The organism is Armatimonadota bacterium (genome assembly GCA_017993055.1).
In the GTDB taxonomy this organism is placed as follows: domain Bacteria; phylum Armatimonadota; class UBA5829; order DTJY01; family DTJY01; genus JAGONM01.
Genome location: JAGONM010000004.1, coordinates 81704 through 108525, shown reverse-complemented (window position 1 = coordinate 108525; position 26822 = coordinate 81704). Strand labels below are relative to the sequence as shown.

Annotated in this window: 26 protein-coding genes; 16 read left to right on the top strand and 10 right to left on the bottom strand. The window is 61.4% G+C overall.

What is annotated here, in order from left to right; genetic code table 11:
* Positions 1-2: 2 nt before the first annotated feature.
* From KBC96_03015 to KBC96_02980, 8 genes are all read right to left on the bottom strand, one after another.
* On the bottom strand, positions 3-1238 hold the full coding sequence (locus KBC96_03015) for a Gfo/Idh/MocA family oxidoreductase (protein MBP6963357.1): 1236 nt from the start codon (positions 1236-1238) through the stop codon (positions 3-5).
* Between the two features lie 12 nt (positions 1239-1250).
* A complete protein-coding gene (locus KBC96_03010; GenBank protein ID MBP6963356.1) occupies positions 1251-2348 on the bottom strand; it encodes a PmoA family protein in 1098 nt (365 codons plus the stop codon).
* 172 nt (positions 2349-2520) lie between these two features.
* Positions 2521-3759 (bottom strand): Gfo/Idh/MocA family oxidoreductase, encoded by a 1239-nt coding sequence (locus KBC96_03005; protein MBP6963355.1) that lies wholly within the window; start codon positions 3757-3759, stop codon positions 2521-2523.
* A gap of 41 nt (positions 3760-3800) precedes the next feature.
* Positions 3801-4490: an SGNH/GDSL hydrolase family protein gene (locus KBC96_03000; GenBank protein MBP6963354.1), complete on the bottom strand. Its 690-nt coding sequence runs from the start codon at positions 4488-4490 to the stop codon at positions 3801-3803.
* 67 nt (positions 4491-4557) lie between these two features.
* Positions 4558-5808 (bottom strand): Gfo/Idh/MocA family oxidoreductase, encoded by a 1251-nt coding sequence (locus KBC96_02995; protein MBP6963353.1) that lies wholly within the window; start codon positions 5806-5808, stop codon positions 4558-4560.
* 87 nt (positions 5809-5895) lie between these two features.
* Positions 5896-6837, bottom strand: coding sequence for an FAD:protein FMN transferase (locus KBC96_02990; protein MBP6963352.1), 942 nt, complete (start codon positions 6835-6837; stop codon positions 5896-5898).
* A 27-nt stretch (positions 6838-6864) separates the two neighbouring features.
* Positions 6865-8097, bottom strand: coding sequence for a Gfo/Idh/MocA family oxidoreductase (locus KBC96_02985; GenBank protein ID MBP6963351.1), 1233 nt, complete (start codon positions 8095-8097; stop codon positions 6865-6867).
* A 77-nt stretch (positions 8098-8174) separates the two neighbouring features.
* On the bottom strand, positions 8175-8750 hold the full coding sequence (locus tag KBC96_02980) for a hypothetical protein (GenBank protein MBP6963350.1): 576 nt from the start codon (positions 8748-8750) through the stop codon (positions 8175-8177).
* A gap of 284 nt (positions 8751-9034) precedes the next feature.
* Between KBC96_02980 and KBC96_02975 the strand changes: the two genes are divergently transcribed.
* On the top strand, positions 9035-9934 hold the full coding sequence (locus KBC96_02975; GenBank protein MBP6963349.1) for a hypothetical protein: 900 nt from the start codon (positions 9035-9037) through the stop codon (positions 9932-9934).
* 100 nt (positions 9935-10034) lie between these two features.
* Here KBC96_02975 and KBC96_02970 read toward each other — a convergent pair whose 3' ends face one another.
* Positions 10035-10733: a PHP domain-containing protein gene (locus KBC96_02970; GenBank protein MBP6963348.1), complete on the bottom strand. Its 699-nt coding sequence runs from the start codon at positions 10731-10733 to the stop codon at positions 10035-10037.
* 170 nt (positions 10734-10903) lie between these two features.
* On the opposite strand from KBC96_02970, the gene KBC96_02965 reads away from it, so the two are divergent.
* The 14 genes from KBC96_02965 to KBC96_02900 all read left to right on the top strand — a co-directional run bounded on the left by KBC96_02965 (position 10904) and on the right by KBC96_02900 (position 24628).
* The gene (locus KBC96_02965; GenBank protein MBP6963347.1) at positions 10904-11740 is read left to right on the top strand and encodes a glycerophosphodiester phosphodiesterase; all 837 of its coding nucleotides are present in this window, start codon (positions 10904-10906) and stop codon (positions 11738-11740) included.
* 40 nt (positions 11741-11780) lie between these two features.
* Positions 11781-13682 carry a family 10 glycosylhydrolase gene (locus tag KBC96_02960; GenBank protein MBP6963346.1) on the top strand — a complete coding sequence of 634 codons (1902 nt, stop codon included), beginning with the start codon at positions 11781-11783 and terminating at the stop codon, positions 13680-13682.
* A 3-nt stretch (positions 13683-13685) separates the two neighbouring features.
* Positions 13686-14753, top strand: a complete 1068-nt coding sequence (locus tag KBC96_02955; GenBank protein ID MBP6963345.1) for a GHMP kinase — start codon at positions 13686-13688, stop codon at positions 14751-14753.
* Positions 14750-15466 carry an NTP transferase domain-containing protein gene (locus KBC96_02950; protein ID MBP6963344.1) on the top strand — a complete coding sequence of 239 codons (717 nt, stop codon included), beginning with the start codon at positions 14750-14752 and terminating at the stop codon, positions 15464-15466. The genes KBC96_02955 and KBC96_02950 overlap by 4 nt, the downstream gene beginning before the upstream one ends.
* 21 nt (positions 15467-15487) lie before the next feature.
* Positions 15488-16396: a radical SAM protein gene (locus tag KBC96_02945; protein MBP6963343.1), complete on the top strand. Its 909-nt coding sequence runs from the start codon at positions 15488-15490 to the stop codon at positions 16394-16396.
* 9 nt (positions 16397-16405) lie between these two features.
* Positions 16406-17701: an ABC transporter substrate-binding protein gene (locus tag KBC96_02940; GenBank protein ID MBP6963342.1), complete on the top strand. Its 1296-nt coding sequence runs from the start codon at positions 16406-16408 to the stop codon at positions 17699-17701.
* A 53-nt stretch (positions 17702-17754) separates the two neighbouring features.
* Entirely contained in the window at positions 17755-18687 is a 933-nt protein-coding gene (locus KBC96_02935) for a sugar ABC transporter permease (GenBank protein ID MBP6963341.1), read from the top strand.
* A 67-nt stretch (positions 18688-18754) separates the two neighbouring features.
* Positions 18755-19615 carry a carbohydrate ABC transporter permease gene (locus KBC96_02930; protein MBP6963340.1) on the top strand — a complete coding sequence of 287 codons (861 nt, stop codon included), beginning with the start codon at positions 18755-18757 and terminating at the stop codon, positions 19613-19615.
* Between the two features lie 189 nt (positions 19616-19804).
* Complete coding sequence (locus KBC96_02925) at positions 19805-20098, top strand: 30S ribosomal protein S6 (protein MBP6963339.1); 294 nt, start codon at positions 19805-19807, stop codon at positions 20096-20098.
* Positions 20099-20181: 83 nt separating this feature from the next.
* A complete protein-coding gene (locus tag KBC96_02920; GenBank protein MBP6963338.1) occupies positions 20182-20613 on the top strand; it encodes a single-stranded DNA-binding protein in 432 nt (143 codons plus the stop codon).
* Between the two features lie 56 nt (positions 20614-20669).
* Positions 20670-20948 carry a 30S ribosomal protein S18 gene (locus KBC96_02915; protein MBP6963337.1) on the top strand — a complete coding sequence of 93 codons (279 nt, stop codon included), beginning with the start codon at positions 20670-20672 and terminating at the stop codon, positions 20946-20948.
* A gap of 212 nt (positions 20949-21160) precedes the next feature.
* Positions 21161-23068 carry a hypothetical protein gene (locus tag KBC96_02910; GenBank protein ID MBP6963336.1) on the top strand — a complete coding sequence of 636 codons (1908 nt, stop codon included), beginning with the start codon at positions 21161-21163 and terminating at the stop codon, positions 23066-23068.
* 66 nt (positions 23069-23134) lie between these two features.
* Positions 23135-23308: a hypothetical protein gene (locus KBC96_02905; protein ID MBP6963335.1), complete on the top strand. Its 174-nt coding sequence runs from the start codon at positions 23135-23137 to the stop codon at positions 23306-23308.
* 15 nt (positions 23309-23323) lie between these two features.
* Positions 23324-24628, top strand: a complete 1305-nt coding sequence (locus KBC96_02900; protein MBP6963334.1) for a sulfatase — start codon at positions 23324-23326, stop codon at positions 24626-24628.
* 21 nt (positions 24629-24649) lie between these two features.
* On the opposite strand, the gene pdxA is transcribed toward KBC96_02900, so the two are convergent.
* Positions 24650-25651, bottom strand: coding sequence for a 4-hydroxythreonine-4-phosphate dehydrogenase PdxA (pdxA, locus tag KBC96_02895; protein ID MBP6963333.1), 1002 nt, complete (start codon positions 25649-25651; stop codon positions 24650-24652).
* A 108-nt stretch (positions 25652-25759) separates the two neighbouring features.
* On the opposite strand from pdxA, the gene KBC96_02890 reads away from it, so the two are divergent.
* Positions 25760-26818, top strand: a complete 1059-nt coding sequence (locus tag KBC96_02890; protein ID MBP6963332.1) for a hypothetical protein — start codon at positions 25760-25762, stop codon at positions 26816-26818.
* Positions 26819-26822: the final 4 nt, after the last annotated feature.

The following is a 26822-nucleotide window of genomic DNA, read 5'->3' as shown; positions in this document are numbered from 1 at the left end:
AGCTAACCCTCGCTTATCTCGCGCTTCGCCGCGTCGTACACCATGCGCCTTCCCTTGCGCAGAGCTAGACCGCCAAGGAGCGATGCGACGGCGTGGGCATATCCGGCGTGTATGTCGGCGTTCGGCTGCTTGCGGCTCCGGACGCACTCCAGAAAGTTCTGCATATGGTTCTCGCCGCCCACGGGCTTGATTTCGGTCTCGCCGGCGATCTTGTCCGACCCGCTGCCTCCCCCGCCCGTCACCTTCCAGGTGTTGGTGTCGAAGGTGCCGTTCGTGCCGAAGAAGTAGCAGTTGTTGCCGAGGGCGTTACCCAGCCCGGTGCAGTACCTGAGCACCCAGCCCTTCGGGTACTCGATCAGGGCATACATGGTGTCCTCGTTCTCGCGCCCGTCGTTCCATGCGAAGTTGCCGCCACTCGCGACCGCGGCGGTCGGCAGAGCATCGTCCATGAACCAGTGGACGACATCTATCATGTGGCTGCCCAGCAGTCCGATGGTGCCGATGGAGAGATCGCGGTAGAGCTGCCACTCCCGGAAGAAGTGGGGATCGAAAGGGCGATCTTCGAGACCGTCGAGAAACATCCTCCAGTTGACGTCCTCGGCCTTTGCGTTCGAGACGTCCTTGCGCCATCTCGGCCCGCAGTCGTTCCAGGCGCACTCAACCCGGCTGATCTTTCCGAGCGCCCCTGAGCGTACGAACTCCGCGCCCGCCTTGTGGCGGCCGTCGCTTCTGCGCTGGGTGCCTATCTGCACAACCCTTCCGGTCTCGAGAGTGGCCTCGAGGGCTTCTCTCGCATCTGCGAAGTCGGATGCCATCGGCTTCTCGCAGTAGACATCCTTGCCGGCGCGAACGGCCTTCGCCAGGATGCGCGAGTGATGGTAGTCGGGCGTGGCGATGATGACCGCGTCGATGTCCTTGCGAGACAGGAGGGAGTTGTAGTTCGTGAACTTCCGCGGCTCCCGCCCCCACTTCTTCTTCACCATATCAACGGCCGCGTTCATGCTGACCCGCCATACATCGCAGACGGCCGTAATCTCGGCATTCATCGAATCGGCCAGACCGATGATCTGGGACATCTGGTATCGGCCCTGACCGCCGGCGCCGATGATGCCGATGCTCAGTCGGTCGTTCGCGCCGATGACCCTGGCGGCCGCCGGACCGGCGGAGAGAGCGCCAGCCGCGATTCCGGCGGCCGATCCGGCGATGAAATCGCGCCGGGTGAGTTTCTGCTGGGACATGAATGCAACTCCTTACCTGTTCCTGATTTCCACCAGGGGCGGATTGACGTAGGCATCGTAGGCCTGGCGGACTCTGCCGGATTCGATGTCTCCGGCGTGAATCCAGATGCGGTAACTGAGATGAAGCGGCTGATCCTTCGTGATGATCAGCGGCTCGACGGCGGGAGCGGGATTCAGGACGCCGTAGTATCTGTTGCTCCAGGTCTGCGGATGACGAACGTTGCCCGGATTGTCGAATATAGACACACCGGAGACCGCCTCGGCACCCCTGAACGTCGCGGAGAGATCGCTCCAGAGAAACGGCTCCTTGTCGCAGTCGGCCGGAAGTCTGCCCTTGTCGTTGTACAGGACCGTGTCTTCCCTCGGCGAGAACCTGACGTTCAGGCCGCCGTAGCCGCGGTCTGAGGACCGTATGCTGACCGGCTCGCCGACCGCCTCAAGGAGAATGTCGAAATCGACCACCCGGCCGACTCCCGACTCCCGGTAGGCCTTGACCGTCCAAGTCTCATCCACCACACGCTCCGACTTGACTGTGTACCACCCGTGGCGAACTTTCAGCAGCGAGTAGATCGGGCCGTTCTCGATTCCCAGCACCTTGCCGAGACGCGCCCTCATGCCATTGATCCCCCACAGATCGTAGTCCTTCTCGCCGACGGTGACGTGCGTCCACATGACGGCCAGCCCCCGGTGGTGGAAGTGATCCGCGGGAAAATCGTCGGTCAGCACCTCGCCATAGGGGCCGTAGACCGGGTGAAAGTAGCACGACCGCCTATACTTCTCATTGACTCCATCGGGAAGGCGGGAGCGGTAGTTGTAGACCAGAAGCGGTTTGTCGCCCTCTCGGATCACCAACGACTTGCCGTCCATGTCTTCGATGCGCATGCCGTCTCCGTAGACCGGCGTTCCCGGGACCAGGCGGTAGGTTCTGAGCGCCGGCCCGACAGTCTCCGAGGCGTCAACCACGAACTCGATCGTCCGAGAACTGCGGTCGTACTGGAACGGAACGCGCCGTCCTGTGGAAGAGTCACGCAGGCAATACCTCGAGCTGTCGGGGACGTCGTCGTCCGTCCGAACCGAGATCGGCACGGCGGCCCCCGAGTGCTCCGGCAAGAGGCGTACTCTGATCTCCAGCGCTAAGGCTGACCGGAGAGAGAAACAGAGGATCGGCAGGACAAACAGAAGGACACTGATCGTTCGGCGAGTCTCAGTCATATTCAGGCACTTGCTCCCAGGCCGAGCCGTCGCCCGCACCAAGCTCGGGTGACGGCGCATACTCCACACCTCAGCCGAGCGAGATCTGCATCTCCTCAGGGTGATAGACGGCGCGCCGACCTGACTCCATTGCGGCGACGGCCAGTATCGTGGCAATCGAATGACAGTACCCCGTGCGGGCATGAGCGTTCGGCTGCTTGCGGCTGCGAACGCAGTCGAGCCAGTTCTGCATGTGGTTGACGCCGGGCAACTTCTCCAGCGTGATCTTTTCTTTGATCTTCTCGTCGCCGCCGCCATCGCCGGTCACTTCCGATGTTTCGATGTTCATCGTCCCGTTGGTGCCATAGATGACCATGTGGTCCCCCGCCGAGTTACCGAACTTCGTCGAGTAGCTGCAGAGGAAGCCCTTCGGGTACTCCAGGAGGGCCTGGAACGTGTCGCCGTTCTGCCGGCCGTCCCTCCAAACATATGTACCACCCATCGCCACTGCGGACTTCGGATAGTCCTCGCCGGTGACCCAGTGGACGACATCCATCATGTGGCTCATCCATTGATCGGGGATGCCCGTCGAAAAGTCGCGGAAGAGCCGCCACTCCATGTATTGATGCGGGTCCCACGGGCGGTAGGGCTTCCCCATCAGGAAGCGCCGCCAGTTGGTGTCCTCGCGGTTGACCTGGCCGACATCGGCCCTGCGCCACCGCGCTCCGAAGTAGTTCCACTCGACGTCAACCTTGCTGATCGTGCCGAGCTTTCCCGCAGCTATGAACTCGGCGGCCGCCTGATATTTGCCCTCACTGCGGCGCTGAGTACCGATCTGGACGATGCGCTCGGAATCTTCAACAGCCTTCAGCGCATCCCTCGCATCGTCTAGGTCGTTGGCAAACGGTTTCTCGCAGTAGACGTCCTTCCCCGCGCGAACGGCCTGCGCCAACATTGTGGCGTGCTGGAAGTCGCAGGTGGCGATGATCACACCGTCGAGGTCGTCGAGCGCGAGCAACTGCTCCATATAGCGGAACGTTCGAGGCTCCGGACCGCCCCAGCCCTTCACCCGATTGGCACAGGCATCGAGGTTCCTGGTCCAGATGTCGCAGACCGCGGTGATCTCGGCGTTGCAGAACTTCGCGGCCTTCTCGAAGTCTTTGAGCAGGCTCTGGCATCGCTGACCGTAGCCGATCACGCCGACTGAGAGCCGGTCATTGGCGCCGTAGGCCCTCGGCGATGCGAGCATCCCCGTCCCTGCCAGCGCGATCCCGACCGTGCCCACAGCCGCCTTGGACAGGAACTCCCGTCGCGTCAACTTCTCATCCACAGTGGTATCCTCCCTGAGACACGTCCCACGAACGCATCTGCTCACTTGGGGGCTTCGCCCCACGCCCGCAGGATGGTATCGGCCATGACACGATGTCCGGCTTCGTTCGGATGGACGCCGTCCGGAATCAGTGTGAACGAGGGATCTGTGCGCTGCCCGACAGCCAGGGCCGCTCGCAGCGGGTGGAAGAGATCTATGACGGGAACGCCTTCCTTTGCGGCTACTTTCTTCGTCTCCGCGATGAAGCGGGAGAGCGTGAGGTTGTAACCCTTCAGCTTGCTGTTGCGGGTCTCATCCACGCAGGTGGTAGTCAGCAATACCACGCGCGCATCCGTTCTGGCGCGAATGTGGGAGATCAGGTTGCTGAGTCCATCCTTGAACGTCTGGAGCCCCTTCATGTCTACAGTCGGCCTGTAGGCGGCATCATTCCCGCCAAAGCAGATCGTGATAACAGTCGGCTTCGCTGCGATGACGTCCTTCTCCACGCGGTTCAGAGCGGCACTGGATCGGTCGCCGCCAACACCCGCGTTCACAAACGTGACGTTCATCTCGGGATGGGATGTGGTGAAGTAGTCCTCGACGTACTTCGTGTACAACCTCTGAGCCGTGATACTGTCGCCGAGGAACACCACTCGATCATTCGGCTTGATGAACTGCTCTGCGGATGCAGGCACTGCGATAACGATGGCTAGTACCAGAATGGCCGCGAATACCCTTGCTCCTGAATGCATTTCTATCCTCTTTCTAGGAAAGGCAGATGCCCTCAGCAGGAGGGCATCTGCCAAACAAAGGCCTTCTTCAGGCCTTGAACATCTCGGGCTTGTAGAAGAGCTTCCTGCCCTGAGCCATGGCATCGTTTGCCAGCAGGCACGTCGCCGCCGACTCGAGGCCCTCCTGCCCGTCGCAGTCCGGCTGGCGCCCCTCTCTGATACACCCGATGAAGTCCTCCAGTTCGGAGAGGTAGTCGTCTTTCTTCTCGCCGGCCTGAATCTGCTCCCCATCGCCTGCCTGCGCCTTGAGCCTCGCGGTGACATCGGCATCGAGAAGGATCGCTTCCTTGCCGCCGACCGTCTCCTTGTGAGCCGCGGCGGCCCACATGACATCCTCCGCGCTCGGTTCCTTGAAGAGCTGCGCCTTGCCCGGAGTGACGACGAGGGTGCCCTTGTCGCCCATGAACTGCTCGTAGCAGCTGTCGTACTGGTTGGTCGTCAGCGACTGATAATACAGCTTGACTCCCTCCGGATACTCGAACAGGACGTTCACATTGTCGTAGACCTCGCGGCCGTCCTTCCAGTAATCAATGCCGGCCATGCCCATGACCGACACGGGCGTGCTGCCGAGGAACCAGTTGACGACATGTGTCTGATGGCTGGCGAGTTCCGCCATCAACCCCTGGGAGTACTCGGAGTACATGCGCCAGTTGATAAGGCGCTCGAACTGAGGATCGGGTACTGCCCTGCGCCAGCTTCCGTTGCGGTTCCACATACAACGGACGTGAGTGATCTTGCCGAGGACTCCCTGCTGAATCAGTTTGTAGGCATGATTGTAGAGCGCATTGTACCTGCGCTGATGTCCAATCTGGAGGTACTTGCCGGTGTCCAGCGAAGTCCTGAGCATTGCCTTCGCATCCTTGATCGAATACGCCATCATCTTCTCGCAGAAGACATGCCGCCCGGACTGCATAGCGGCGATGGACATCGGGGCATGCAGGTACAGAGGAGTCGCGATCAGTACGGCATCCAAGTCGTCCCGCTCGAGCATCCAGCGGTAGTCCTCGTAACCCCGGGCGCCTCTCGCGATACGCAGGCCCTTCTTGAGATTCGGTGGGTAGATATCGCACACCGCGGCAACCGTGACTCCGGGCACGCGAAGCAACTTTCCGAGAAGCATCGAGCCTTCCGTACCGACTCCGATGAATCCGCATCGGACCTCCTGCTCGTTTGACTGCTGTGAGAACGCTCGGGCGGATACGCCCAGCGTCATAGCTGCGGCGGCTGAACCTTTCAGGAAGTCCCGGCGGTTCAGAGCGCCTTCGTCGTAAGAACTCATGAAACAAACACCTCCGGATTACTCTGATGGCGGCCCCGTCTCAGTGCCGGCCCCATCACCTACATGGCCGGCACTGAGGCGCGGCACCTACGAGAAATCTCCCATTCGCATGATCTCCGGCTGCGACTGCTCTGCACTACCGGCAACCAGCAGGGCGCTCACTTCGGCGTGGCCGTCGCAGTATTCTCTCGCCCCATCTTTGCCGAGTACAAGGAGAGCAGTCGAGAGCGCGTCACCTTCGGCGGGGTCGCGTCCTATCACTGCCGCGACCATCAGATCCCCTGCGGGAGAGCCAGTGCGCGGATCAACCACATGGCTGTACTTGACGCCATTCGCTTCCACGAAGCGTTCGTGGCCGCCGGACGTCGAGAGGGATCGATCGCACAGACGAACCGTCGTCAGCCGCTCGGCTCGGTTTACCGGATGGCGGATGCCCACCGTCCACGCACCATCGTCGGGGGGACGTCCCAGCGCGTAGATAGAACTCGCACCGCCGCTGATCAGAGCAGCCCCGATGCCGCGGTCATGAAGAAGAGACGCCATCTCACCGACGGCATACCCCTTGCCCAGAGCGCCGAGGTTCAGCGACATCCCCTCGTGCTCGAACCGGACGGTACCGGCTTCCTCATCGAGCCGCAAGTGCCTCATCCCACACTTAGACAGAAGTTCCGCGATTTCCTCCGCAGTCGGCACGGGAAGGCCGTCGGCGACTCTCGACCACCTCTCGATCAGCGGCCCGGAGGATACGTCGAACGCGCCGCCGGTATCAGCGCTGACCCGCTTCGCCAGCAGAAGGAGATTGAGGAGCCTCGGATCCACACGGACCGGCTCGGAGCCGGCGCGCGCATTGATATCGGATATGTCGCTCGCCGGCCTGAAGACGCTAAGCTGCTCCTCCAGGCGCTCAAGTTCCTCAAATGCCTCTCCACCCGCGTCCAGCAGGTACTGCCGGTCCGCCCCACAGAGAACGAGTTCGAACTCGCAACCCATCGCCGGGCGCTTCATGCGGATGGTGATCGTTTTATCCACTGCTACCCTCGACGACCGACAATCAGGCTAGACCACCCTCTGCTTCTCAGGATCGAACTTCATCACCCTCTCCTTGCGATAGGACTGTACCCCCAAGCCTATCGCGACCATCGTCCTGTACGCCGTCTCGACATCCAGATGCGGTCTGTTCCGCGTTCTGATACAATCGAGCCAGTTCTCCATGTGGCCCAGCCTCGGTTCGAGAGCAACGCTGATCTCCTGGCGCCGATCCGCAAACTCCTCCTCGGGCCGCACGACTACGCCAGGACCCTCGAAGTACATGGTGGCCTCGTGGCCTCGGATAAGTTCCGGAATCGCCTGTCGGTTCGCCATCGAGGAACAGAGCACAACCGAATGATCGCTGGGATAATCTATGATCATGTGGAACGTATCGGGCACATCGCGGTCGTGCTGGACGTAGATGCCGCCGCCCGCCGAGACTCGCTTCGGGAACTCGGGACCGAGCGCAATCTGCAAGTGGGAGAGTACATGATAGAAGAGGTCGGTCGCGATTCCCCCCGAGTAGTCCCAGTACTTGCGCCATCGGAAGAACCTCTCGACATCAAACGATCTCTTGGGCGCGGAGCCGAGGAACGCCTTCCAGTCGAGGTTATCCGCGTTCGCCCCCTCGTCAATCGGATAGTTCCACTCACCCCGGGTGGAGTTCCGGCTGAAGCTTCCGGTAGTCCACAGGACCTTGCCGATCGCGCCGTCTCGGATGAGCTTGTTCGCCTTCCACCACCGGTCGTCCGAGCACGACTGAGCGCCTACCTGCAGGACCCGGCCCGTTTGTTTGACAACGCCCACCAACTCCCGAGCTTCCTCCCAGGTGTAGGTCATCGGCTTTTCGAGATAGACGTCTTTGCCGGCTTCCATCGCATCCGTCGCCATGCGCGCGTGCCAGTGGTCGGGCGTGGCGATGACTACGGCGTCGAGGTCGCTGCGTTCAAGCAGCTTGCGGTACTCGTGATAGACGTCGCCGCCGCAAGTGCGCTTTCCCCGATCCTTCCTTGGCTCGTAGATGTCGCACACGGCTACCACTGCGATCCTCGCAGCCGGATCTTTGGACTTCTCAACCAGCTTTCTGAGATGGTCCGTGCCCTTGCCGCCGCATCCGATCACGCCGATCAGTATTCGATCGTTAGCCCCCAGAACTCTCGGCGCGGCCATCGAGGGTCCCGCACCGATGATTCCGAGCCCGATCGCCGCCGCTGACCCCTTGATGAAATCGCGCCTGGAAAAACTCCTGTCCTGTTTCATAGAAGCTCTCTCCTTGGGCAACAGGGAGGCCGATAGCGACCTCCCCGCAAACACTCGCTGGGTTGGGACAGCCCGGCCTACTTACTCGACTCTCCGTTCAGCCCACCCTGCTCGTCTACCGGTTCATCGGGAACGCTGTTCTCCGTGCCAGACTTGAGGCTCATCACGGCGGGCAAGTACTTCGCGGCAAGTGCGCCGAGCTTCGCGAAGTCCACCTTGCCATCGGTGCGGAGAGCGGCCACCCGGCCGTCGCTTACCACCGTTCCGAACATCGCCGAGAGGTCGGGTTTGACATAGAGCCTCACTGCGGCCTCTCTCTGGCTGACACGCAGAGTCTGCTGCCATCCCTTGCTGAGACCCAGCTTCTGCATGTACATGTCGGCGATCCGGTCCGGTGTGGCTCCCTTAGGATGCCTGTACGCTATCACCGACACTTGTTCGAGTCCTGCCATGACCTCCTGAATCTCCTTGACCATCTCCTCGGTCATCAGCCCGGCCAGCGGATTCACGGCAGCACCATCGCCGCTATCGCCCGAACGATCGGGCCCGTTGACAGTGCCCTGGCTCAGAGCGCCCGCGAGCATCGCGGGGGCGAGGCCGATCCACTGCTTGATGACGGGCAGGAAATCGTTCTGAGTGAGGTTGAGTTCCAACTCTACCTCGCTGCCCGGGTATACCGGAAGCGCCGCGCTCTCGGCCCAAGAAGACACGGGCACGGCCGCACTAGCGCAGCACAAGACGACAAGACAAGAAAAGTAACGCAGACTCATGCAACACCTCCCCGAGTTGATCTCTCACGCAGACATTATACGATATTTGCCGGCGGGGGTTTGAATCCCTCCCATGAAGGGTAATGATACATGGTTGATGTTGCTGTAACATTAGAGTCTATTGCCCCTCTGAACGGAAAACTTCGCTTGCACAGGAGGCATGAAAGATGGAAAAGCGCATACTCCTAGTCTTGCTGGCGGCATTGACCGCGCTGGGATGCGGTGCGGCACTCGCTCAGTCCACTGATGTCGTTCCTCCGCCCGAGGCCGGGGTCAGGGGAAGTGGAGCGATCCCTGTTTTCGATAAGGGCATCGGCGCGTTCGATGTCAACGTCTGGAGAGCGGGCGGCGCGCTCTACGGCGGATTCCGCTACTCGGAGGCCGACGCCGCCGGGCGACGCACCTCTTTCATCACCACCAGGCTCGTCACCGAAATGACGATCACCGGCAACTTCGCCGTCGTGAGGGCCGTCGGCACCTGGAACGGAATGCCCGCCGACCTAATGATCGAAGTTCTCGACGACACTCCGAGCGGCGACTGGTTCCACATCGTCGCCAAGCCGCAGGGACCTCTCACAGTAATACTCGAGAGAGCCGGAGGCGTCGTCAAGGGCGATCTGGTGGTGTTCAGCGCACCTCCTCCGCCCGACCTGCACGCCCGGGGCGCGGGAACGATAGCGGTCGGCAGGAGCCTCGGGCGGTTCAAGTTCGCGGCCGACAGAATCGGCGACGTTCCGGAGGGCAGCATTGCCTACGCCGAGTGCGAGCCTGTCTCGACTACGATCCGCCCCAGGGTGCAGATATCGGTCGCTCGGATTGACACATTCGAGGTCAAGGACAACACCGCATTCATGGCGGGAAGAGGCACGCTGAACGGACGCCCCGCACTCGTGAAGATGCAGGTCGTTGACAACGCCAGACCGGACTCGGCGTCGCTGCTCCCGGATCACTTCCGCATCGCCGCTCAGACGCTCACGAACGCAACCGAGATGCCTACCTTCTTCTACGAGGCAGGCGGCCCGCTCAGGAGCGGAGATGTCGCGGTGTGGGCCACAGCGCCGAGATAGCTAGCGGTCAGAAGATTGACACAGGCGGCGTCACCGTCGATTATAGCCTCTCCGCGGACTTGGATTCGGGACGGCCAAAGGAGAGGGGCCTATCGCTTCGTCAGCGGCGGCCGAAGCGTTTGACGTGGTGGCCCTCGCCGACCACAACGTTCTTGAGACCCACGTACCACGCCCTGAGCACGCCGCTTCGCCTGGTTACCAGACGTCCCTTTGCGAGGCTGCGAAGGAACTCCTCCGGTGTGCCGAAGTCATCCATCTCGTTCACACAGATGTCAATGGCGGACAGATAGTGGGAATCGCTGCCGGCTGCCCCAACCTTGCAGTGCTTCTCCGCGAAGCGCCTGGCGGAGATGTTGAAGAACGGCGTGATCAGCTTCGCGTTATACACCTCGATTATGTCCACCATGTCAAGCAGTTCCAGCAGGACGGGCTTCTTGAGGCGGTTGATCTTGAACGGGTCGAAAGGATGCGGGACGTAGACGAGGCCGCCCTGACGCTTGATAAGTTCGCAGGTTTCGACGGCGTCAAGCCCCGGTTCGATCTCGTGCTTCAGAAACAGGCCGACGATCTCACCCTGCCGTGTCTTGATCTCCTCGCCAACGATAACGCGAAGGCCCGGAGCTACGGCCTGAAGTTCGAGCGCGCCGGATATGCTGTCATGATCGGTGACGCCCAGCACATCCACTTTGTTCTCACGGCAGTACTCCTCCACGTCGCGAGGGCGCGTCTCGGCGCACGGCGAGTAGAGAGTATGGACATGGAGCGCTACGTTGATCTTCGGACACTCGGAATCGACCACGACCGGCTCACCTCGGCTGGTATTGTTGCACGACTACATTTCGACGGCAGGCAGCTACACCCCTCCCCCCGGCATCGCAATCGCAGAGACCTCTCGCGGCCGACCCCCGATTGACACCCGTTTGCACGCGCTGATATAGTGAACGCATCAGAAGGCACGGAGAGGCACAGATGCACGATTTCATCTCATTCTACGCTCTGCCCATCATTCTTATCGCCGCCCTGTGCGCTGTGACACGCGGAAGATCCTCGACGGAGCACGACGATCCGAGAGCGCCGCTGGTCATCGCCCACCGGGGGGCATCGGCATACGCCCCCGAGAACACGCTCGCCGCTTTCCGAAAAGCGGCCGACATGGGTTTCGACCTCATCGAGAACGATGTGCGCATCTCCAGTGACGGCGTGATAGTCGTCTCGCACGACAAATCGCTCGATCGTTGCACCGAGGGGACAGGCGAGATATCGGATCTTACGCTGGCAGAGATCAAGGCTCCCAGCGCGGGCGCGTGGTTCGGCCCCGAGTACGCAGAGGAGAAGATACCGACTCTTCAGGAGGCGCTCGAAGCAATTCCCGGCAACGCGGGATACTGCATCGAGCTGAAGGTAAGCGGCATCGCGGAGAAAGTCGTCCGCCTGGTTGAGGAAGCCGGACAGGTTGAACGTACCGTGATATTCGCGTTCGACGGCGCGAACGGTGCCGCGGTGAAGGAGGCAAACCCGAGACTGCCGTTCCTGTACCTGGTTGCCGCCCAGCCCGAGGACAGAATCGCGCGGATTCCCGACTTCGTTGCCAACGCTCTCGACTTCCACGCGGATATGATCGGGGTCAACCAGGGCGGGTTGAGCCCCGAGTTGGTCAAGGCGTCGAAGCGCAGAGGGATCAGGGTCTGGGTGTGGACGGTCGATGACTTCGAACGAGCGAAGGAGTGCGTCCTGATGGGCGTTGACGGGATTATCAGCAACAAGCCGGACGTCGCGCGTGCCGCAGTGGAAGCAGTCTACGGATAATCGGCGACGTACACCTGATATCGGATTGGAGAACGACTGATTGACGCACCGATCACCGGTTACCGGCTACTTGGTATTGTTTCTGGCATTCATGAGCCTGGTAACGCCCGTCCTCGCCCGAAGCGACGTCCTCTCGTGGCCGGTCGAGATTCGCGGGGTGTGGATGGACCGGAAAAGCATTCCCACGACCGAGCAGGGCATCCGGGAGATGATCCGATCCTACGCCCGAGCAGGAATCAACCTCGTCCATCCCGAGGTGATCTTCAACGGCTACTCGTCCTACCCGAGCACATATCTTCCTCAGAAGGACCTCTACCCCGGGGTTGATATGCTCGGCATCTTGCTGGAAGAGGCTCACAGGCACGGCATTGAGGTGCACCCGTGGGTATGGGTGTTCCGTACCGGCAACAAGGACGACATGGGCGGCATTCTCGCGCGGCATCCCGAGTGGGCTATGCAGGACAGCAAGGGCGGCGAGCAGTCGGAGAGCGGGAGCTACTGGCTCTCTCCATCCGTTCCGGCGGTCCGCCGACTGCTCCTTAACGCCTATGTCGAACTCGTCGAGAAGTATGACGTAGACGGCCTACAGCTCGACTACGTGCGCTATCCGACGCCCGATCAAGGCTATGAGCCGTACGCGCGCTCGAGATTCATGGCGGCATACGGCGTTGACCCGGTGGAGATACAGCCGTTCACACAGGCCGCCGCGGACTGGCACCAGTGGCGCGAGGATCGTATAGACTCTTTTGTCGCGCTGGTCGCCCGCGAGCTGCGGAGAGTCCGCCCAAGCCTGATGGTGACGGCTGCGGTGGCATCGTTTCCGGAACAGGCGCGCAAGAATCATCTCCAGAACTGGGCTCACTGGGCCGCGAACAAGTGGGTGGACTACCTAGCGCCGATGGACTACACGGCCAACAACTTGAACTTCGCGCTCAGGGTATCGGATTCACGCGACAAACTCGGCGAGACGACGCTGCTTGCGCCTGGAATCGGCATCTACATGCACAAGAGTCCTCAGACGATGCTGGAGCAGATCGCCATCGCGCGGGAAGCACCGGTTAACGGCTTCACGATCTTCGCCACCGCCTACCTCAAGGAAGTGCATCTGCGGTTGCTGCGAGAAGGGCCGACGGCGGCAAGGGCCGATCTGCCGTTCAGAAGCCCCGCGGACAAGGCGCGACTGCTCCTTGAATACGCGGAGAGGACTCCTGAAGGATCGGACGCCGCGCGCGGCGCCGCCAGAAACCTTGAGTCCTACGCATCCTACATGAGACGGGAGGTCGGCTACGTCGCACCGACTCCGGCGCCCGTGCCCGTCATCGAAGGGATCGCTCCGCTTCCATGCGCGCAGATCCCACTCATGTCTTCGGCACCGGTCATTGACGGGAAGCTCGACGATGCGGTCTGGCAGAATGCATCCGTCATACACCTCGACTACTCGTCCAGCGGCGGCACGGCTTCACAACCTACGGAAGTGCGACTGGCCTACGATCGGTCGAACCTGTACGTCAGTTACCTGTGCGCCGAACCCGACACCAAAGACATCAAGGCCGAGGTACGCAATCGTGACGGCCACGTGTTTTTTGAGGATTCCGCAGACATCTTCGTCAGCGCGGATCCGGAATCCGCCGACTACTATCAGTTCGCGCTGAATACCCTTGGCGTGAAGTACGAAGCGAAGGGGTATGAGACTGCCTTCAGCCCGGGATGGCAGGCCGGCACGACTGTGGGACCTGGCAGTTGGACGGCGGAGATCGCAATCCCGTTCGCCGACATCGGATCGGATACTCCGGCTCTGGGGGCCGTCTGGCGGGCGAACTTCTGCCGGAATCGGTTCACCGCCGATCCGAAGGGGCAAAACATGTGCTGGTCGCCGACCTACGGCTCGTTCCACACGCCGATTCGGTTCGGCAAGATCGTGTTCTCCGGAGAGGTTAAGTAATAAATGGTTTTGAAAGTATCTGCTCCCGGCCGCATCTGCTTGTTCGGCGAGCATCAGGACTTCCTGGGGCTGCCGGTCGTCGCGGCGGCGATCAACCTTCGCTTCCACATTGAAGGCACGCCGCGATATGACTCTCGCATCGAGATCGAAATGCCGGACGTTGGCGAGAAGCAAAGCATCGATCTCTCGGGCGAACTGGCGTACACCGTGAAGCGGGACTATCTCCGCTCGTGCATCAACGTCCTGCGCCGGACCGGATGGCAGATGACCCAGGGCTGGGACTGCACCTTCCGAAGCACCATTCCGATCAATGCCGGGGTCTCCAGCTCTTCGGCGATGATCGTCGCGTGGCTTCGATTCCTGCAGGAAGCTGCGAAAGCTTCGGTCTCCAGCCCGGACGATCTTGCGAGACTGGCACACCAGGCGGAGGTCTTGGAGTTCGGCGAGCCGGGCGGCATGATGGACCACTTCGCCGCGGCGCTGGGTGGGTTCATCTACGTAGACTGCCGGCCGCCCTTCAAGGCAGAGCACCTGCCGATCAGGCTCGATGGTTTCATCCTCGGCGACTCACTCCAGAAGAAGGATACCCTCGGCACGCTTGGTGGCTCGAGGAACGATGTTCGCATTGGCCTCGATTTCCTGGCAAAGGCGTACCCTCGCTTCGACCTTCACACGACGCCAAATGATGAGGTGTGGGAACTGCTCGACCGCACGCCCGAAGCCGTCAGGCGGAAGGTCCGGGCGAATCTCATCAACCGCGACATCACGGTCGAGGCAATGAAGATGCTCCGCTCACGCATCGTCAATCCGCCGGAACTCGGCTGCCTGCTCTACAAGCACCACGAGCAACTGCGCGACGGCATCGGCGTCTCGACCCCTAAGATCGACGCGATGCTCGACGCGGCGATGGACGCAGGGGCACTCGGCGGGAAGATCAACGGCTCGGGCGGTGGCGGTTGCATGTTCGTCTACGCACCGGGAGCGGAGGATGAAGCCGCCGAGGCGCTCGAACGCGAGGGCGGGAAGGCGTACAAGCTGGCGATCGACACAGGCGCGAGGGCCGACGAATGAAGGCAGTCATCGTCGCCGCCGGTCGTGGGAACCGCATGATGCCGCTCACGGCCGACACGCCGAAGCCGCTGCTCCTACTCCACGGACGCCCGATACTCGAGCACATCCTGCTCGGACTGAAAGACGCCGGCGTCAAGGACGTGCTGATCGTCGTGAAGTACCTTGGCGAGAAGATCGCGGAATACTTCGGCGACGGGTCTAAGCTCGGCATGCGAGTCTCGTACGTAGAGCAGACCGGTCCGATGGGGACCGGAAGCGCGCTTCTCTCGGCCGAGCCATGGGTAGGCGACGAGCCGTTTATGCTCCTCTGGGGCGACGTGTTGATGGAATCGCACAACTACCGTCGCCTGCGGGAGTTGTACGCTCGATATCCATGCGATCTCATCAGCAGCCTGAACTGGATGGACGACCCCTGCGCCGGGTCATCCAACGAGGTGGAGGGCGACCGGATCGTGCGGATCGTCGAGAAGCCGGCGCCGGGAACCGCGAAGTCGAACTGGAACCAGGCCGGCCTCTTCGTCTGCACAACCGCCGTGATCGAGGCGATGAAGGTGTGCGGACTCTCCCCACGCGGTGAGATCGAGTTCACGGCCGGCGTGGAACTCCTGCTGGGCCAGGGCAAGGACGTCCGCTGGATGCCGGTGCAGGGTTTCTGGTCAGATGTGGGGACGCCCGAGATCCTGGCTGCGCTCGAGGCGTCCGACCTAACCTGAGATACAGTGGCCGCACCAACGATGATCGAACCTTCCTATCGAGAACTGCACAGGACCGGTGAGTTCCACGAGCGCGTGGAAGAGGCCTACCGGCTGATGTCCCCGGAATGCGGACTCTGTCCACGAAACTGCTGTGCGGACAGGGTCTCGGGACAGCTTGGCGCATGTCGAACCGGGCCGAATCCCGTTGTCGCCAGCTACGGCGCGCACTTCGGCGAGGAGCCCCCTCTCGTCGGCCGGAACGGCTCCGGGACGATCTTCTTCGGCGGATGCAGTCTGTCCTGCGTCTTCTGCCAGAACTGCGAGATCAGCCAAGGTAATGCCGGCCGCGAAGTGGGCATCGAGGACCTCGCCGACATGATGCTCTCCCTCGCCCGCCAGGGGTGCCACAACATCAACCTTGTGACGCCGACCCACCAGCTGCCGGTCATCCTCGCAGCGCTGGAGATCGCCGCCATCGCGGGACTCGACATCCCGATCGTCTACAATTGCGGCGGATACGAGCCGGTGCAGGCGCTGGCGATTCTCGAAGGTATCGTCGACATCTACATGCCCGACGCCAAGTACGGAAACAACGAGATCGGCTTGGAGCTTTCCGGCGTTCCGGACTATTGGGAGCGCAGCCGCGAGGCGCTACGGGAGATGCATCGGCAAGTCGGCGATCTCCACCTCGACGAGCGTGGAATCGCGGAGTACGGATTTATTGTGCGGCACCTGGTACTCCCCGATAACCTCGCAGGCACGCGGGAGGTCATGCATTTCCTGGCGGCCGAGATCAGCAGAGATACATACGTCAACGTGATGGACCAGTACCGGCCTGCGTTCGAGGCTGTCGGACGGCCGGACATCGGCCGCCCGGTCACCGATGAGGAGTTCGATAAAGCCATGCGCACTGCCCGGGAAGAAGGTCTGCGCCGCTTCGCCGGGTAAGAGTATGATATGCCCAGATTCGCCTATGTTCCTGTCCTTATACTACTTGCCCTGATCGCGGGGCTGTTCTACAGTCCAGGCCGGCAGGAGGCCGACGGGAAGGTCGTCATCCACTACTGGACCGGCTGGACAGGCGACGAACTCGCGACTCAGAAGCGGATCGTCGAGCGCTTCAACCGCGAGCACCCGAACATCGAGGTCAAGATTCTCAGCATCGCCGGCTCCTACCAGAAGGTACGGATCGCCTTCGCCGGGGGGAGCACGCCGGACGTCTGCTCGGCGGTCTGGGCGGATGAGTTCGCCGGGTATGCGATCCGCGGGGTGCTGACGCCGCTGGACGACTTCATGAAGGAGACCGGCTACGACCCTGACAACATTGTGCCGGGCGTCCGCCGGATGCTGACTTTCCGAGGTAGGATCTACGGCCTCGTCGCCACGACGAACGCCCATTTCATCGCCTACAACAAGAGCATCTTCCGCGAGTGCGGCCTCGATCCCGATGACCCGCCGGATACCATCCCGGAACTCGACCACGCCGCCGAGAAGACGACGCTCTACGACAATAAGGGCAACTTCACGCGGTACGGCCTGCGCCCGACCGGTCTGGTCTGGTGGGCCTACGTCTTCGGCGGGCAGTGGTACGATGAGAAGACCGGCAGGATCACCGCGAACCACCCGAAGAACGTAGAGGCGCTCAGATGGATGATGTCGTACGCGGAGAAGTATGATATCACAAAGATGGAGACCTTCGAGCAGACGTTCGGCAACCGAAGCACGGTGAGCGGACCGTTCTTCGTGGGCAAGACATCAATGTGGCCGGCGGGCGAATGGGCGCGCACCCACATCCGGCGGTACGCGCCCGACTTGGAGTGGGGATGGTTCCCCGCCCCGGCGCCCCCGGGGGGCAGGAAGAACGCGTGCACCGTCGGCGGAAGCGTCTTCGTGATCCCGTCGGCGTGCAAGCACAAGAGGGAGGCTTGGGAATTCCTGCAGTACATCTGCGGCCACGATGCCGTCAAGGAGTTCTGTCTCGACATTTCTAACATGGCGCCGCTCAAGTCGGTAGCCGCCGAGCCGGAGTTCGCCAACGATCCGCTCTACAGCTTCGCCATGACGCTCGCCGGCGGTGAGAACGCGTTCGGACCGCCTCCGGTGCCGATCTGGCCGAGGTACGCCTCGGAGATCGCTCGCGCCGAAGACTACGCGCTCCACGGCCACCGCGACCCGAAGGCGCTGCTCGACGATGTGACGCTTCGGATGCAGAAGGAACTGAACCAGACGCTTAAGGAGTTCGACGGCAACTGACCTTCAGGCACGTCGGACCTTTTGCGAACGGACCGACTGAGAACCGGAACACTATGCGCCAAAAACTCTCGAAAACCGAGAAGACCGACCTCCGCAACGGGCTGCTCTTCGCCGCGCCGTGGATACTCGGCTTCCTGGGCCTGGTCGCCTACCCGATCGTCAAGTCGATCTACTACAGCTTCTGCAGTTTCGACGCCATCTCACCGCCGCACTGGATCGGCGTGGAGAACTATCGGATGCTGTTCACCGAGGATGAACTGTTCTGGCGGTCGCTCTGGAACACGCTCTACATGATCGTCTTCGGACTGCCCGTCGGGCTACTCGCGTCACTCGCGCTCGCGTTCCTCCTGAACCTGAAGGTCCGCGGTATGGCCTTCTACCGGACGATCTACTACCTGCCGTCGATCACGCCGATCGTTGCGGCGTCGGCGCTCTGGATGTGGCTTCTGAACCCGCAGATCGGCCTGGTGAACCAGATCATCGGCTGGTTCGGGAGCGCGCTCCATGCGGTCGGACTTCCCGCTCCTCAGGGACCGGGATGGCTGATCGACCCTGCGTGGGCGAAACCGGCGCTGATCTTCATGGGGCTCTGGGGCGCGGGCGGCGGGATGCTGATCTACCTCGCAGGTCTGCAGGACGTCCCGGAAGCGCTCTACGAGGCGGCGGACCTCGACGGCGCGTCTAGTTGGAAGAAGCTTCGGCACATCACCCTGCCGATGCTAAGCCCGATCATCTTCTTCAACCTGGTGATGGGGTTGATCCACTCGTTCCAGTACTTCACGCAGGTCTACGTCATGACCGGCGGCGGCCCGCAAGACTCGACGCTCTTCTACGCGCTGCACCTGTTCAACAACGCTTTCCTGAACTTCAAGATGGGCTATGCCTCCGCGATGGCATGGATCCTGTTCGTCATCACACTAGCCTGCACGCTCGTCGTCTTCAGGAGCAGCGCGCGGTGGGTGTACTACTCGGGGGATCTCAAGTGAGGGAGTACTGGAGTGATGGGTTTCTAATGCTGCGAGACTCCAGCAACTCATCACTCAAAAAGGGACCATGACCACCACTACTGACTGGAAACGAAGAAAGCATCGCCGAGAGCAGATCAGAGCCGGGCTGCAGCACCTCATGCTCGTGGGCATCGGGGTGAGTTTCATGCTGCCTTTCTACTGGCTCGTCTCGACCAGCCTGAAACCGGACAACCAGATCTTCCTCTCGCCGCCCGCGTGGGTGCCCCACCCCGCGATGTGGTCGAACTACCCGAAGGCGCTCACCTACGTCCCGTTCGGCAACTATCTGCTCAACACGCTGACCATCTGTGCGCTGTCGGTCTTCGGGACGCTTTTCTCGTGCACGCTCGTCGCCTACAGCTTCTCGAAAATCCGCTGGCCGGGACGGAGCATCGCGTTCATGATCCTGATCAGCACCATGATGCTCCCGGGTCAGGTTACGATGATCCCGGTCTTCGGTATCTTCAAATCGCTGCACTGGATAGATACGATCAAGCCTCTCGTCGTGCCGTCGTTCCTCGGAAGCGCTTTCTTCATCTTCCTGCTCCGCCAGTTCTTCATGACGGTGCCGCTCGAACTGTCGGATTCGGCAAAGATCGACGGCTGCTCCGAGTTCGACATCTACTGGCGGATCGTGCTCCCGCTGGCCAAGCCCGCGCTCGCCACGGTGGCGCTCTTCGCGTTCATCGGGGCCTGGAACGACTTCCTCGGCCCGCTGATCTACCTCAACGACGAGACGAAGTACACGCTCTCGCTCGGACTTCAGCAGTTTGTCAGCCAGCACGGCGCGGAGTGGTCGATGCTGATGGCTGCCGCGACTGTGATGACGCTGCCGATCGTGATCCTCTTCTTCTTCGCCCAGAAGACGTTCATTCAGGGGATAACTCTCACGGGTATTAAGGGATAGCTTGCTTGTCCGGAGTTGCATCTTTGCGCCGGACGTGATATAATCCGGCGACAATATGTCCGCGGCGCACGCCGCGGGGTTGAGTACGTCGGGAATCCGCCACAGGATTTCGGGCAGAGCGCCCGCACCCGACGTCCTTCCTGCCCCGGACTGGATTCGGGGCCGATTAGTCCGAGGGGAGGTGAATTCATGGTACGACCATACGAGGTACTGTACATCGTCCATCCGGACCTCACGGATGAGCAGATCACCCCTATCACCGAGAAGTACAAGGCAGTGGTAGAGGGTCAGGGCGGCGAGGTGGAATCCATCAACCGATGGGAGAAAAGAAGGCTCGCCTACGAGGTGAAGGGACAGATGGACGGCATCTACGTTCTTATGAACTACACTGGCGAGCCTGCGGTTTCCGCTGAGCTTGACAGAACCATGAAGATCGGTGAAGATGTCCTGCGCCACCTGATCGTCCGCACGGACGAGGTGTAGCGCAGTCGGGTTGCATGAGAGTCGAGCAAGGGCAGGAATCATCGCTTCAGGATTGCGGATATGCAGACCAGGAGGGAAATGGCATGTTGAACAGAGTAGTGCTGATCGGACGGCTCGCGACTGATCCCGAGTTGAAGTACACGGCTAGTGGAATCGCGGTGACATCGTTTCTTCTCGCGGTTGACAGGCGCCCCAACTCGCAAGGCGAGAAGGAGACGGACTTCATTAGGATAGTGGCATGGAGACAGTCCGCCGAGTTCGCGGCAAACTATCTTACCAAGGGCCGATTGGTCTCAGTAGATGGCAAACTGCAAACCCGCTCCTGGGTTGCACAGGATGGTACTCGCAGAAACGCCGCCGAGGTGGTAGCCGACGACCTGAGAGGCCTGGATAAGCCCAAGGAGCGCACGGGAGTCGAGCCTGTCCCCGGTGACGAAGCCGTCCCTGAGCCGGACCACGAGGAAGCGGAGGTCGCCGCCGACCAGCAACTCGAGGACCCATTCGACCAGGAGTGAGTCCGAGCGCTGCGTTTCTTGATGATATGCCCTGTTTTTTCAGGAGGTTATAGATAATGAGACCAACCGGAGGAAGACCCGGTGGAAGAAGAGACGGCCCGGACAGAGGCGGCAGCAAGTTCCGACGCCCGCGCCGTAGAGTCTGCGCGTTTTGCGCGGACAAGATAGATTCCGCAGACTACAAGAACGCCGCAAGGTTGCGGAGGTACGTCTCCGATCGAGGCAAGATCCTGCCGAGACGGGCTACCGGCAACTGCGCCAAGCACCAGAGGATGATCATGCACGCGATCAAGCGCGCGCGTGAGATCGCTCTCCTGCCGTTCACCGCGGAGTAGATCGTTCAACCTCAACACGAGCAAACGCCTGGGAGCCTACTCCCAGGCGTTTCTTGCTTCACCGGCCCCGCGCCGGAAGTGCTTCAGGCAGGGGAAAACCCTGTACGCGTGTCGAACACAAGAACATTATGGTGAAAACGCACTTGTTCCTCAGCCTGGGCATCGTTTTGTCTGCGGCGTGCATCTCTCATGCCGTTACTGCGGTACCACACGTGAACCTGATCAAGAACCCCGGATTCGAGAAGGGCTCATCGGAGTGGAAGACCGACCCGGCCAGATGGCAGGTAGTGTCCGACGTCTCTCATTCCGGCAGGCACAGCCTGCGCATAGAGAACGACGACAAGGCAAGCTACACGCTGGCGTCACAGCCTATCCCGTGCGTGACTGAACGCGTCTACCGGATGAAGGTGAGGATCAGGACAGACGGTGTCGAGGGCGCAGACAGCGGCGCAACCATCTGCCTGGAATGGTATAACAAGGAGGGACAGTATCTCGGCGGAAGCTATCCGCCGGGAATCAAGGGGACCAACGAGTGGACACTCCTCGAGGCGAATTCGAAGTTGATTCCAGAGGATGCCGCAACCATGAGAGCGGTCGTCTACCTTCGCCAAGGATGCACCGGCACAGCCTGGTTCGATGACGTCAGTGTAGAACTAACTGAAGAGCCGGGAGAGATGACCTTTCGGCCGATGATCCGGTATCCCAACTACCGTCATACGATATTCCCGTGGCAGTCCCGGCGGCTCGAAACAGGCGCGGAGATCAAGGCAAATCGCGCTCATCGCATCGAGGACCTCGCGCTTCTGGTATCCGTGGTGGATTCTTCGAACAGGATTATCGGAGAGGCCGAGGATTCAGATCTCGCCGGCAAACCGTGGGCGAGCGCGAACGTTGACCTTACCCGAGCCAAGCCGGGGGACTACCGCGTCGTCGCGACCCTTCGAAACACCAGAGCGCGTGCGGACGTCGCTGCCGAGGTGCTGCGCTTCCGCATCGCCGATGAGGATACACCGAAACCCGCAATATACGTTGACGAGCACAACCGGTGCGTCGTGAACGGGAAGTTGTTCTTCCCCGTCGGCATGTACATCGGCGAGAGTCCGACCAGCCCGGTCGCGATCGAGGACCTGGACAAGTTCTCAGGCACCCGGTTCAACTGCTTGATGATGTATGGAATCAACAACGGCACCCCCGACCAGATCAGAGCATATCTGAACGAGGTATACAGACGGCGTCTGAAGCTGATCTACTCGGTAAAGGACCTTTACTTTGGCTCGACCTGGGAGGTCACGAAGGTCGGAGACTGGAGCGGAGTAGATGAGATTCTGCACGGCGTCGTATCGGCCTTCAGGGATCATCCCGCGTTGCTCGCGTGGTATCTGAACGACGAGTTGACCGACACCAGGCTACCCGAGATCGCCGACCACTATGAGAAGATTGCGGCGCTCGACCCCAATCACCTGATCTGGCAGGTGCTCTATCTGGGCCAGAACGTTGGCGACCACGTCTCGTCGTCCGACGCGATAGGTATAGACCACTACCCCGTGCCCGCAGCGCCGATCACGAACTTCTACATCGCCACCGCGAGCGTTGAGAGGGCGGTCATGGGAGCAAGGGCGATCTGGATGGTCCCTCAGGGAGCGAGCCAGGGGGCCTATAGCGGCAATCCCGACGTACGCCAGCCGACCTACGAGGAGACGATGTGCATGTCTTACCTGGGACTGATTCACGGCGCTCGGGGGCTGATCTACTACTCGTTCTTTGATTTGAAACGGACGACCGGCGGCGATGAGCACTGGGAAGTACTGAAGAAGGTGGCTGACGAGATGGCGCGAATCAGCCCGATCGTACTCGGTCTGGACGTGCCGGCTGTGAAACGGCTTACAGCCGGCGACGGGCGCATTCACGTGCTCACCAGGGAGGTCAACGGCGAAATCTACGCGCTCGCGGCGAATCCGCAGAAGGAATCGGTCAAGTCGGAGTTCCGTATCGGGCCGGAACTCAGGATCGCGAGGATCGAGTCAACCGGTCGAGCCGCTCCGACATCGGTGAACGAGAGATTCTTCACCGACGAGATCGAGTCATACGGCGTTCGAGTCTACAAACTGATCCGCCGCTGACCGCCCGCGTTCCACTCGGCACGGACGACCGAGCCGAGTCCAACTAAGCATCGGGAGGTGATGATTATGGCAGACAATGGGTGCAAGACGACCGCCACAATCGGCATAGGTTCCGGTAGTGTCATAGCAGGTCTGATTTCCTGGGAGCACACTCAATCCGTGCTGTGGACGCTACTGCACGTGATCCTCGGCTGGGTCTACGTCATCTACTCGCTGATCATTAAGAGAGTGCACTTCTAGTCGGAGGGAAACTCTATGCGTTCCGACAAGCCCAGTATCGTCGTAGTGATATGTCACGACCTGGGGCAGCACCTGGGATGTTACGGCGCGAAGGGCGTCCGTTCGCCCAACATTGACCGATTCGCCGAGACAGGAATCCGGTTTGCGAACTCGTTCTGCGCCGCGCCCCAGTGCAGCCCATCCCGTGCCGCGCTTTGGACCGGCCGATTCCCTCACGCCAACGGGGTAGTCGGCCTCACGCACGGAGGATTCGCCAACGACCTGCACCCGAAGGAACGACACCTCGCGCAGATCCTGGGCGACGGGGGCTACGAGACGCATCTCTTCGGCCACCAGCACGAGGCCCGGCGTGCGGAGCGATGCGGTCACGACATGATGCATCGGACCGGGAGGTGCGCCGAGGTCGCGGACGGCTTCGTGGAGTTCCTCGCTATGCGCGGCCAGCAGTCGCGCCCGTTCTTCGCGGAGGTGTGTTTCGTCGAGCCGCATCGGCCGTTCCATCACGAGGATGTTGAGGCGAACGACCCTCAGAGCATGGCCGTTCCACCCTGGCTTCCGGACATACCCGAGGTGCGCGAAGACCTGGCCGACCTCGAGGCATCTGTATCCTCGGCCGACAAGGCATTTGGGCGCATCCTCGATGCCATCGACTCCTCGGATATCGCAGGGGATACGATTGTGATCTTCACGGCAGACCACGGAACCGCATTCCCGCACGCAAAGATGACCCTCTACGATCCCGGAATCGAGGTGCCTCTCATCGTAAGAGTCCCCGGCTCCAAGCGAGGGATCACTCGCCGGGAGATTATCTCGAACGTGGATGTCTTCCCCACGCTGCTCGACCTCGTGGGGATGCAAGTACCTTCGAACCTGCACGGCCGCAGTTTTCGGGGGCTGCTCTCCGGGGCAGACTACCTGCCGCGAGAGGCCGTCTTCGCTGAGAAGACATATCACACCTACTATGATCCGATGAGGGCCATCCGCACCGAGCGGTGGAAGCTGATCGCCAACTTCGAGAACGCGCCCTGGCAGGAGACCTCGCCGGACTACTTCAACAACGCGAAGTGCTACGTGGAGGTGTCTAAGGCGCTCGACGTCCCCTACCCCGTCATGTACCATCCGCCGATCGAGTTTTTCGACCTGCACAATGATCCCTGCGAGCAGCACAACCTCGCCGATGCGACGGAACATGCAGCCACCCGCGATGATCTCATCCGGCGGCTGAGACAATGGATGCGGGAAACGGAAGATCCCCTACTCGACGGCCCGATGGCTCAGGGCGCATATTGCGAGCGGATGAGAGTGTTCAAGAACGTCTGATCGGCCGACCGGGCTCTGCGCCTAGGGAGCCATACGTTGGAGCATCTCGACCGCAGCCAGGATCGCCGCCTCCATGCTGACCGCATTCGCCTTCCCCTGCCACGCGATGTCGAAGCCAGTGCCGTGATCGACCGACGTGCGCAGGACCGGGAGACCGAGCGTCGCCGTCACCGTGCGGAAGAAGTCGCGGGTCTTGGCGGCGATGTGGCCCTGGTCGTGGTAGAGCGACAGCACGCAATCGTAGCGCCCGTCGAGAGCCTGGTGAAAGACGGAGTCCGCGCCGATCGGGCCGACGACGTTGATCCCTTCCCCGCGCGCCTTCTGGACCGCCGGGATGATGATCTCCGCCTCCTCACTACCGAACTGGCCCCCGTCACTCGCATGGGGATTGAGCGCGGCAACCGCGATGCTCGGCGACTCGAAGCCGAAGCCCCGCATCGCCCCGTCCACCCTTCGTATCATCGCGGCCACACGCTCCTCTGTGATGTACTCGATCGCCTGCCTGAGCGACAGATGCCTGGACAAGAAGAAGATTCGCATGTTGCCGGTGATGAACAGCGTCAGCGGGTCCGGGGAATGAAGGTAGTCGGCCAGGAGTTCGGTATGCCCGATCCCGCGGATCCCGGCGGCGCGGAGTGACTCCTTGCTGATCGGAGCGGTCGAGATCGCGTCAATCCGCTCCTCCGACGCCAGTTCGCAGGCCCGACGGATGTACGCATCAGCGGCGATCCCGGCCGGACCCTGCACCAGTCCCGGTTCGATCAACTCGATACCGGGAGTCGGCACATCCAGCACCTCGACCCGCCCGCGGCATCCCTCAGCGTCCTCCGGGCCTTCGACGGTTAGCAGATACGGGGCCGAACCGCCGACCCGTTCGGAGCACCGCCTCAGCACCTCGATGCTGCCGATGACGACCGGAATCGCTCGCCGGTAGACTTCGTCGCTCCTCAGCGACCCCAGAACGACCTCCGGCCCGATCCCCGCCGGATCGCCCATCGTAACCGCAACTGTCGGACGTTTCATTCCGCACTCCTTCTCAACGCCTGATACTCAGGTGTTCCGTGCTGGACGCTGCTCTTCCTGCGGCGTATAATGGTGTTTGTCCGCAGAACGAGTTGCCAGGAGCCGACCATGCTCACGCCGAAGGAACGCGTCCTGACGGCTGCCAACCACGAGCAGCCCGATCGGCCGCCGATCACGATATACGTCACCCCGGAGATTCATCGTGCCCTCTGCGCCCATTTCGGCGATCGAAGTTATACCGACGCCTTCCAGGTTGACTTCCGGCACGTTGGTCCGGCGGGATTGAAGCCGCCTGCGAAGGCGCAGAACGGCGCCGACTTCTGCGACGAGTTCGGCGTCGGGTACAAGATGGTGCAGAACAACGTCGGCGGAACGTATGCCGAGGCATGGGACCTCACTCTCGCGCGCCTCAACTCGATGGATGATGTGGAATCCTACCCGTGGCCCGACGCGGACGACTACGACTACTCGGTCATTCCCGAGCAGATCCAGCGAGTGAAGGACTACGCGGTCTGCCTGGGAAGCGCTGGCATCCCTGATATCATCAACGGGATCGGGCGCGGACGAGGCATGGAGCAGGTACTCATCGATATAATCAGCGAGGATCCGGTCGGCACGACTATCATCGATCGGCGCGTGGACTTCTACTACGAATGGTGCAAACGCTCGCTGGAGGCCGGCCAGGGCAAGATCGACATTCTCTGCCTGGGCGAGGACCTCGGCTCGCAGAAGGGTCCGACGATGAGCCCGGCGACGTTCGACTCGTTCTTCCGGCCCAGGATCGAGCGCTTCTACCGCCTCGCCCACGAATACGGCGCAAAGGCGATGATGCACTCGTGCGGCTCGACACGCGACCTTCAGCCTCGCCTGATCGAGATGGGACTCGACATACTCGACGCCGTGCAGCCGGAGCCGGTCGGCATGGACCCGCATGAACTCAAGGACCTGTACGGCGACAAACTGACCTACTGCGGCATGATCAGCACTCAGCAGACGCTCCCTCACGGCACTGTCGAGCAGTGCCGGGCCGAGGCGCGCCACCGCATCGACGTCATCGGCAGGGGCGGCGGCTACTTCTTCGCCCCCGCCCACTGCATCCAACCCGACACCCCCCTGGAGAACGTCCTCGCGATATACGAGGAGGTGACGGGTGAGACATTCATCTGAGCAT

Bases quoted from the DNA above. Each gene is read 5' to 3' on its own strand.
- KBC96_03015 (MBP6963357.1), bottom strand. From the start codon at position 1,238: ATGTCCCAGCAGAAACTCACCCGGCGCGATTTCATCGCCGGATCGGCC.
- KBC96_03000 (MBP6963354.1), bottom strand. From the start codon at position 4,490: ATGCATTCAGGAGCAAGGGTATTCGCGGCCATTCTGGTACTAGCCATC.
- KBC96_02995 (MBP6963353.1), bottom strand. From the start codon at position 5,808: ATGAGTTCTTACGACGAAGGCGCTCTGAACCGCCGGGACTTCCTGAAA.
- KBC96_02985 (MBP6963351.1), bottom strand. From the start codon at position 8,097: ATGAAACAGGACAGGAGTTTTTCCAGGCGCGATTTCATCAAGGGGTCA.
- KBC96_02975 (MBP6963349.1), top strand. From the start codon at position 9,035: ATGGAAAAGCGCATACTCCTAGTCTTGCTGGCGGCATTGACCGCGCTG.
- KBC96_02965 (MBP6963347.1), top strand. From the start codon at position 10,904: ATGCACGATTTCATCTCATTCTACGCTCTGCCCATCATTCTTATCGCC.
- KBC96_02955 (MBP6963345.1), top strand. From the start codon at position 13,686: ATGGTTTTGAAAGTATCTGCTCCCGGCCGCATCTGCTTGTTCGGCGAG.
- KBC96_02950 (MBP6963344.1), top strand. From the start codon at position 14,750: ATGAAGGCAGTCATCGTCGCCGCCGGTCGTGGGAACCGCATGATGCCG.
- KBC96_02945 (MBP6963343.1), top strand. From the start codon at position 15,488: ATGATCGAACCTTCCTATCGAGAACTGCACAGGACCGGTGAGTTCCAC.
- KBC96_02940 (MBP6963342.1), top strand. From the start codon at position 16,406: ATGCCCAGATTCGCCTATGTTCCTGTCCTTATACTACTTGCCCTGATC.
- KBC96_02935 (MBP6963341.1), top strand. From the start codon at position 17,755: ATGCGCCAAAAACTCTCGAAAACCGAGAAGACCGACCTCCGCAACGGG.
- KBC96_02930 (MBP6963340.1), top strand. From the start codon at position 18,755: ATGACCACCACTACTGACTGGAAACGAAGAAAGCATCGCCGAGAGCAG.
- KBC96_02925 (MBP6963339.1), top strand. From the start codon at position 19,805: ATGGTACGACCATACGAGGTACTGTACATCGTCCATCCGGACCTCACG.
- KBC96_02920 (MBP6963338.1), top strand. From the start codon at position 20,182: ATGTTGAACAGAGTAGTGCTGATCGGACGGCTCGCGACTGATCCCGAG.
- KBC96_02915 (MBP6963337.1), top strand. From the start codon at position 20,670: ATGAGACCAACCGGAGGAAGACCCGGTGGAAGAAGAGACGGCCCGGAC.
- KBC96_02905 (MBP6963335.1), top strand. From the start codon at position 23,135: ATGGCAGACAATGGGTGCAAGACGACCGCCACAATCGGCATAGGTTCC.
- KBC96_02900 (MBP6963334.1), top strand. From the start codon at position 23,324: ATGCGTTCCGACAAGCCCAGTATCGTCGTAGTGATATGTCACGACCTG.
- pdxA (MBP6963333.1), bottom strand. From the start codon at position 25,651: ATGAAACGTCCGACAGTTGCGGTTACGATGGGCGATCCGGCGGGGATC.
- KBC96_02890 (MBP6963332.1), top strand. From the start codon at position 25,760: ATGCTCACGCCGAAGGAACGCGTCCTGACGGCTGCCAACCACGAGCAG.